Below are 6,868 nucleotides of genomic sequence, written 5' to 3' on the forward strand. Positions count from 1 at the left end.
GCGGAGACCCCGCCGGGGCCGGAAGTCGGGGCCGGAAGCCGGGGCCGGGGGCGGAGACCCTGCCGGGGCCGGAAGTCAGGGCCGGAAGCCGGGGCGCAGCCGTCCGGGCGTGCCGCCCGGCCGTGTGTCCGCTGTTCCCGTGGTCCCCGGAGGCCCGGCGAGTCCACGCGCTAGCGGTCGGGCGCTTCGCGGCCTTGCCGTACGCGGCGCCCGGCTCACCGCCGTACCAGCAGGTCCCCCAGCGCCGTCCGGCGGTGAAGCACCGATCGGCCGCGGCGGGTCGAGGTGACGAGGCCCGCGCCGCGTAGGGCGGTGGCGTGGGCGGAGGCGGTGGCGTTGCTGACGCCCAGCCGGCGGGCGAGGCCGGTGGTGGTGTGTTCGTGGGCCAGCAGGAGCAGGACGTCCAGGCGGGTCCGGCCCAGCACGGCGGAGAGCGGCTCGGCCGGGCCCTCGGCCCCGGCCGGGTCGAGGGGCAGGCCGGGACCGGCCGGGTAGGTGATGCCGAGCGGGCCGTGGGGGAGGTCGGCGACGAGCGGGTGGCCCGTCCAGTGGAAGGTGGGCAGGAGCAGCAGACCGCGCCCGGCCGGGCGGAGGTCCCGGTCGGTGGAAGCCGGCAGCTCCCAGACCGTGCCGCGCAGCCGGCCGCCGGGGACGAGGGCCGCGAGCGCCGCGCCGGTGCCGTGTTCGGCGGCGGTGACCGCGTGGCGGGTGAACTCGGCCCGGTGCAGGTCCTGGACCAGGGGCCAGACCGGGGCGAGGACGGTGTCGAACGCCGCCCGCTGGGCTCGGCGCAGAAGCCGCCAGGCGGCGGGGTCGTCCTCGTGCAGCCGGTGGACCCAGGGGGCCGGCGGCCGTCCGCCGTGGACGCGTTCCAGCTCCGGGCGGACGAGACTTGGGGCGGCCCGGACGGCGTCCAGCCCGTCCGCGAGGGTGTCGTGGAAGACGTCGAGGAAGCGGGGCGCCACCCCGAGGGGGACGAGGTCCGCGAGCGGTTCCGCCGCGGGCGGCAGGGCGCGGAGCAGCCGGTTCCGCCACCGGCCGAACAGCAGCGCGTCGCGGGGGTGGACGAGCATGCTCAGGGCCGCGTTGAGCTCCTGGAGCGGCGCCGGCCGGGGCGCGAACCGCACCCGGGCGAGGTCGTCCGCCGTCAAGTGGACGCGGAGCACCGCGTTCCCCCTCCCCCCACGCCAGCCTTTCGGTCTCGGCCTGAACGTTCGTCCGGACCGCCCGTCGACGGCGAGCATGCCTGCCGTGCCCCTCATCCGTACACGCGGGGGCCGTTCGACGAAGGGAACGCATCATGCCGTATACGAGCCGGGCCGTGGGCAGACGGTCCGTCATCGCCTCCGCCACGTCGGCGGGTCTGCTGCTCGCCGTGGGCGCGGCCGCACCGGCGCGGGCCGCCGGGGGCCGGCCGCTCGTCCCGGTGCTGCCGGCTCCGACCGGTCCGCACCGGGTCGGGGCGACCGTGCTGTACCTGGTCGACCGGTCCCGGCCCGACCCGCTGACACCGGCCGTCCCGGTCCGGGAGGTGATGGTCACGGTGTTCTACCCGGCCGGGCCGGTCCGGGGCCTCCCCCGGGCGCGGCATATGACGCCCGGCGCGGTCGTGCTCTTCCGGGAGATCGACGTCCGGGTGCACCGCCTGCCGGAGGCGGGTGTCGACTGGGCGGCCACGCGCGGCCACGCGTACGTCGACGCGCCCGCGCTCGCCGGGCGCCGGCCGGTGTTGCTGTACAGCCCAGGCGGCGGCGACCCGCGCACCATGGGCACCGGGCTCGCGGAGGATCTGGCGAGCCACGGGTACGTGGTGGCCGCCGTCGATCATCCGGGGGACGCCGGCGAGGTGGAGTTCCCGGTCGGGATGCCCGGACGGGAGCGGGTGCGGCCGACGGTCCTCACCGGGGAGCCGGGGCCGGACCTCTTCTCCGTCCTGGTCGAGACCCGGATCGCGGACCTCCGGTTCGTTCTGGACCGGCTGGCGGACCCGGCCACCGGCCGGTCGCTGCCCCCGGGGCTCGGCGCGGCCCTGGACCCGGGGCAAGTGGGCGTCTACGGGCACTCTCTCGGCGGGACGGCGGTGACCGAGGCGATGCGCCGGGACCGGCGGATCCGCGCGGCGGCGAACCTGGAGGGGTACCTCGACCACCCGCCGGGCGCCGACGGCCGTCCCGGGGAGCTGTTCCCGGTGGCGCGGGAGGGGGTGGACCGGCCGCTGCTGCTGGCCGGGACGGACGGGTTCCACAACGAGCGGTTCGAGCGGTCGTGGCCGGCCGTGACGGCACGCTCCGGCGGGCGGGTCGTGCGTCGTCGGCTGTCCCGTGCGGGGCACTGGGTGTTCACGGATTACGCGGCGTTGGCGCCGCGGTTCCAGGCGGAGGGGTTGATGTCGGCTCGGGATCGTGACGCGCTCGTCGGGCCGGGTGGGGCGGGGTGGTCGGTTCCCGTGGTGCGGGGGCTGGTGCGTTCGTTCTTCCACCGGGCCGGCGGGCTCGCCCCGGCCCCTCTCCCGGAGGGGGCACCCCCGTTTCACCGTTTCTCGCCGGGGCCGCGCCCCGGCACCCCCTGAGACCGCGCCGCCGCGCGCCGTCGGAACACGGCGGAACGGGGGTGCCCCCTCCGGGAGAGGGCCAGGGGCGTTCCCCCTCAGAACTCGAACCGCGCCAGCCGGAACACGTCCCGCAACCCGGGCACGCGGCTCGTCAGACCCGCCTCCGCGCGGGCCAGCGGCCCGATGTGGCGGACGTCGGGCAGGTCGCAGCCGCGGACGACGTCGAGACAGGTCAGCCCCGGGTGCAGGCGTTCCAGCGCGTGGAGGTCGTCGATGCCCCAGCGCACCGTCGCGCCGGTCCTGCGGAAGAGGGGCACCAGCCGTTGCAGACGGACGCCCAGGCCGCTGAGGCAGTCGAACAGGATCTGTCCGCGCGGGAAATGGCCGGCGATCCGCCGGATCAGCTGCTCCCCCTCGGCCGGCCGCAGGTACGGGGCGAGTCCTTCGAAGACGGCCACCACGGGCCGGTCGGCGGGCAGTTCCTCCAGCCAGCCGCCGGCGGTCACGGAGGTCGCGAGGGTGCGGTAGTCGCCGCCGGGCGACGGGAGGACACGGTTCCGGAGGGCGACGACCTCGGGGAGGTCGACGTCGATCCACCGGGTCTCCGGGAACCGGGCGAGGCGGTGCGCCCGGGTGTCGAGCCCGCAGGCCAGGTGGAGGACGGTGGCGCGGGGGCGACGGGCCAGGTAGGCGGCCGTCCAGTCGTCCAGGCAGCGGGCGCGCAGGGCGACGCCCGCCACGTTCACGGACGTCATGCCGGTCCTGCCGAAGTCGTAGTCGAGGCGTCGGACGGTCTGGAGGGCCGTGCGGTCGCGCAGGAGGGAGCGTCGGGAGCGGCTGTCGAGGGCGCGGGCGTGGAGGGTGGCGAGGAGGGTCTCCGGGACACCGGTGAGGGTGATCTTCTCGCGGTCCATGGGGCTCCTGACCGAAGGCGGATGCACTCCCCTTCACGGTAGACCCGCGGGGCGCCGCCCGTCCCGGTGTCGGCCCAAGCCGTGGGGGGACGGGCGGTGTCCGCGGACCGTCGGGGTCCGGTCAGCCCTCCGTCGCCGGGGCCGACGCGCCGCGCGCCGCCCAGCGCTGCTCGACCTTGGCGAAGCGCCAGTAGGCGAGGGCGGCGGCCCAGACCACCACGAACAGGCCGACGATGACGAAGCCGACGTTGTCGAGGTTCAGTCCGGCGATCCAGCCGGTGACCGCGTCGTCCAGCTCCAGCTTCTCGTGCAGCACGCCGACCAGTTCGATGGTGCCGATGAGGAAGGCGACGGCGATCGACAGGCCGGTGATGGTGAGGTTGTAGTAGACCTTGCGCACCGGGTTGGAGAACGCCCACTGGTAGGCGAAGTTCATGAACGTGCCGTCGAGGGTGTCGAAGAGGCTCATGCCGGCGGCGAACAGCAGCGGCAGGCAGAGGATCGCGTACCAGGGCAGTCCGGCGGCGGCGCCGCTGCCGGCCATGACCATCAGGGTGACCTCGGTGGCGGTGTCGAAGCCCAGGCCGAAGAGGAAGCCCAGCGGGTACATCTGGCCGGGGCGGCTGATCGAGCGGGTGAAGCGGCCGAGGATCCGGTTCATGAAGCCGCGCGAGTCGAGGTGCTGCTCCAGCTCGGCCTCGTCGTAGCGGCCCTCGCGCATCGAGCGGAAGATGCGCAGGATGCCCGCGAGGGCGACGAGGTTGAGGGCGGCGATGAGGTAGAGGAAGCCGCCCGAGACGGTGGTGCCGACGATGCCGAGCGTCTGGTGGGCGGACGAGTCCTCGTCCATCAGCGTGCTCGCCATATGCGTGCCGCCGGCGACCAGGGCGGCCATGGCGATGACGACGCTGGAGTGGCCGAGGGCGAACCAGAAGCCGACGGAGACCGGGCGCTTGCCGTCGGCCATCAGCTTGCGGGTGGTGTTGTCGATGGCGGCGATGTGGTCGGCGTCGAAGGCGTGCCGCATGCCGAGGGTGTAGGCGGTGACGCCGAGGCCGACGCCGTAGACCTTGGAGCCCACTTCGTAGTGGCTCGGGACGACCAGCAGGAAGAGCACGCCGAAGGCGACGACGTGCAGGGCGGCTATGACGGCGAGCAGGCCGGCGGTCCGCACCGTGTCCTGGCGGCGCCAGCGGAAGGCGGCGGACGGCCCGGCGGGCGCGTCGGTGGGCAGGGTCATCTTGGGGTTCACGCTCCAGCACCTCGTGGATCGGTTCACTGAGATGCCGTGGCCGGTCTCCTGGCTGACGGGTTCGTTCGCGCCCGCCCCCGCCTTCCCGGCAGCCGGCTGCGGCCAGTGGCTCCACGCGCCCGGCGGGCCGCGTGGAACGGGACGGTCACTCCCCGATCACAGTGGCGAGGGCCGCTCCGGAATCGGACTCCTCCCGGGGGGAGGGTCCTGCACCGGTCTTCCCGAACACCACGGCCGGGTCACTGTAACGCCCCTGCCAGTGCGGATACACCGAGAGTGGCGATTGTCATGTCCTGCCTCAGGGGGCGCTCCGGTCGCGCTACCGGCTTCCGTTCCACCGTGCGCTCCGGCCGCGTGCGCCCCGGGTCTTGACGCGGTGCGGAGCGCCCGGCCAGAGTCACCCATCACCCCGTCCGGCTCATGGTCCCCAACTCCCGTGCGCTGTTCGGGCGATGCCCGTGTCACGGTCCGTGCCGGCCTCGTGCGGGGTGATGGACGCGCCGGGCGGGCCGGTGCTACGAGTGCGGGTAACGCGCCAACGGGAAGGGCGGTCGCCATGGGAGTGAAAGCCGACGCACCGGACGGCCGGGACGGATTCGTCCGCCGCGTCGGGCCGTTCCAGGCCACCGCCATCAACATGAGCCAGATGTGCGGGATCGGCCCGTTCGTCACGATTCCGCTCATGGTCGCGGCCTTCGGCGGCCCGCAGGCCGTCATCGGCTTCCTGGCGGGGGCGCTGCTCGCCCTCGCGGACGGTCTGGTCTGGGCCGAGCTGGGCGCGTCCCTGCCGGGGGCGGGCGGCAGTTACGTCTACCTGCGGCAGGCGTTCCAGTACCGGACGGGCCGGCTGATGCCGTTCCTGTTCGTCTGGACGGCCATGCTCTACGTGCCGCTGGCCATGGCGAGCGGCGTGATGGGCTTCGTCCAGTACCTGGGCTACCTGTGGCCGGGCATGACCCCGACGCAGGGCGACCTGACCGGGCTGGCGCTCATCGTGGTGGTCGTGGCGCTGCTGTGGGGTCGGGTGGAGAACATGGCCCGGATCACGGCGGTCCTCTGGTGCGTGATGATCGCGGCGGTGGTGCTGGTGATCACCGCCGCGTTCACCCACTTCAGCGCGGACCGGGCGTTCACCTACCCGTCCCACGCCTTCGAGCTGACGAGCCATCACTTCTGGATCGGCTTCGCGGCGGGGCTGACCATCGGCATCTACGACTACGGCGGTTACTGGACGACCGCCTACATGGGCGCCGAGATCAAGGACCCGGGGCGCACCATTCCGCGCTCCATCATCTTCTCCATCCTCGGCATCATGGGCATCTATCTGCTGCTCCAGATCGGCACCCTGGGCGTCGTGGACTGGCGGGACATGCTCGACGCGGACAACGTCGCCTCGTCGTCCGTGGCCTCCGCCGTGCTGGAACGCACCTGGGGGCGGGGGGCCGCCGACGCCGTCACGGTGCTGGTGCTGATCACCGCCGTGGCATCGGTCTTCACCGGCCTCCTGGGCGCCTCCCGCATCCCCTACAACGCGGCGCGGGAGAAGGTGTTCTTCCGCGCCTTCGGCACCCTGCACCCGCGCCACCGCTTCCCCGTCCTCGGCCTGCTGAGCATGGGGGCGATCGGCTGCGTCGGCTTCCTGATCGGCCGTCACACCGACCTGGCCACCCTGATCCAGCTGCTGACCACGGTGATGGTGCTCGTCCAGGCGCTGGGGCAGATCGCGGCCGTCACCGTGCTGCGCCGCCGCCAGCCGACGCTGCCGCGCCCGTACCGGATGTGGCTCTACCCGCTGCCGAGCCTGGTGGCGCTGGTCGGCTGGCTCGTCATCTACGGTTACGCGGACCGCAATTCCCCCGGCCGGCACCCCATCGAGTGGTCGCTCGCCTGGTTCGGCGCGGGCTGCCTCGCCTTCCTGCTGTGGGCGCGGGTGGAGCGGGTCTGGCCGTTCGGGCCGCGGGAGATCAGCGAGGACTACCTGCCGGCCGGCGGCGGGGACGCCGACGAGGACGCCGCCCCGGAACCGGACGCGGGCACCGGTCCGGTGGAGCCCACGCCCGCCTGACGGACCGTCGGCGACCGGACGTCCACAAGGCCCCCCACGCCCGCCCCCGGACCGCCGTCCGGAGCGGTGAGAGAATCGCCCCCATG

Annotated in this window: 5 protein-coding genes and 1 riboswitch; of the genes, 2 read left to right on the forward strand and 3 right to left on the reverse strand. The window is 74.1% G+C overall.

Annotated elements, in window-relative coordinates; all coding sequences use genetic code 11:
- Window positions 1-215: 215 nt before the first annotated feature.
- On the reverse strand, window positions 216-1,166 hold the full coding sequence (locus ACSNOK_RS28895; protein ID WP_436783741.1) for an ArsR/SmtB family transcription factor: 951 nt from the start codon (window positions 1,164-1,166) through the stop codon (window positions 216-218).
- Between the two features lie 134 nt (window positions 1,167-1,300).
- On the opposite strand from ACSNOK_RS28895, the gene ACSNOK_RS28900 reads away from it, so the two are divergent.
- Window positions 1,301-2,569, forward strand: coding sequence for an alpha/beta hydrolase family protein (locus ACSNOK_RS28900; RefSeq protein ID WP_436783742.1), 1,269 nt, complete (start codon window positions 1,301-1,303; stop codon window positions 2,567-2,569).
- A gap of 77 nt (window positions 2,570-2,646) precedes the next feature.
- Here the strand turns inward: ACSNOK_RS28900 and ACSNOK_RS28905 are convergent, their stop codons facing one another.
- Together ACSNOK_RS28905 and ACSNOK_RS28910 are read right to left on the reverse strand one after the other, a co-directional pair.
- Window positions 2,647-3,465 carry a class I SAM-dependent methyltransferase gene (locus ACSNOK_RS28905; protein ID WP_436783743.1) on the reverse strand — a complete coding sequence of 273 codons (819 nt, stop codon included), beginning with the start codon at window positions 3,463-3,465 and terminating at the stop codon, window positions 2,647-2,649.
- A 121-nt stretch (window positions 3,466-3,586) separates the two neighbouring features.
- On the reverse strand, window positions 3,587-4,705 hold the full coding sequence (locus ACSNOK_RS28910) for a HoxN/HupN/NixA family nickel/cobalt transporter (RefSeq protein WP_436783745.1): 1,119 nt from the start codon (window positions 4,703-4,705) through the stop codon (window positions 3,587-3,589).
- A 33-nt stretch (window positions 4,706-4,738) separates the two neighbouring features.
- Window positions 4,739-4,965, reverse strand: a riboswitch (cobalamin riboswitch).
- A gap of 308 nt (window positions 4,966-5,273) precedes the next feature.
- Between ACSNOK_RS28910 and ACSNOK_RS28915 the strand changes: the two genes are divergently transcribed.
- Window positions 5,274-6,782: an APC family permease gene (locus tag ACSNOK_RS28915; RefSeq protein WP_436783744.1), complete on the forward strand. Its 1,509-nt coding sequence runs from the start codon at window positions 5,274-5,276 to the stop codon at window positions 6,780-6,782.
- Window positions 6,783-6,868 lie beyond the last annotated feature (86 nt).

The sequence above is a fragment of the Streptomyces sp. URMC 126 genome (assembly GCF_051386555.1).
In the GTDB taxonomy this organism is placed as follows: Bacteria; Actinomycetota; Actinomycetes; order Streptomycetales; family Streptomycetaceae; genus Streptomyces.

Coding starts and splice junctions, on each gene's coding strand:
- ACSNOK_RS28900 (WP_436783742.1), top strand. CDS start 1,301: ATGCCGTATACGAGCCGGGCCGTGGGCAGACGGTCCGTCATCGCCTCC.
- ACSNOK_RS28905 (WP_436783743.1), bottom strand. CDS start 3,465: ATGGACCGCGAGAAGATCACCCTCACCGGTGTCCCGGAGACCCTCCTC.
- ACSNOK_RS28910 (WP_436783745.1), bottom strand. CDS start 4,705: ATGACCCTGCCCACCGACGCGCCCGCCGGGCCGTCCGCCGCCTTCCGC.
- ACSNOK_RS28915 (WP_436783744.1), top strand. CDS start 5,274: ATGGGAGTGAAAGCCGACGCACCGGACGGCCGGGACGGATTCGTCCGC.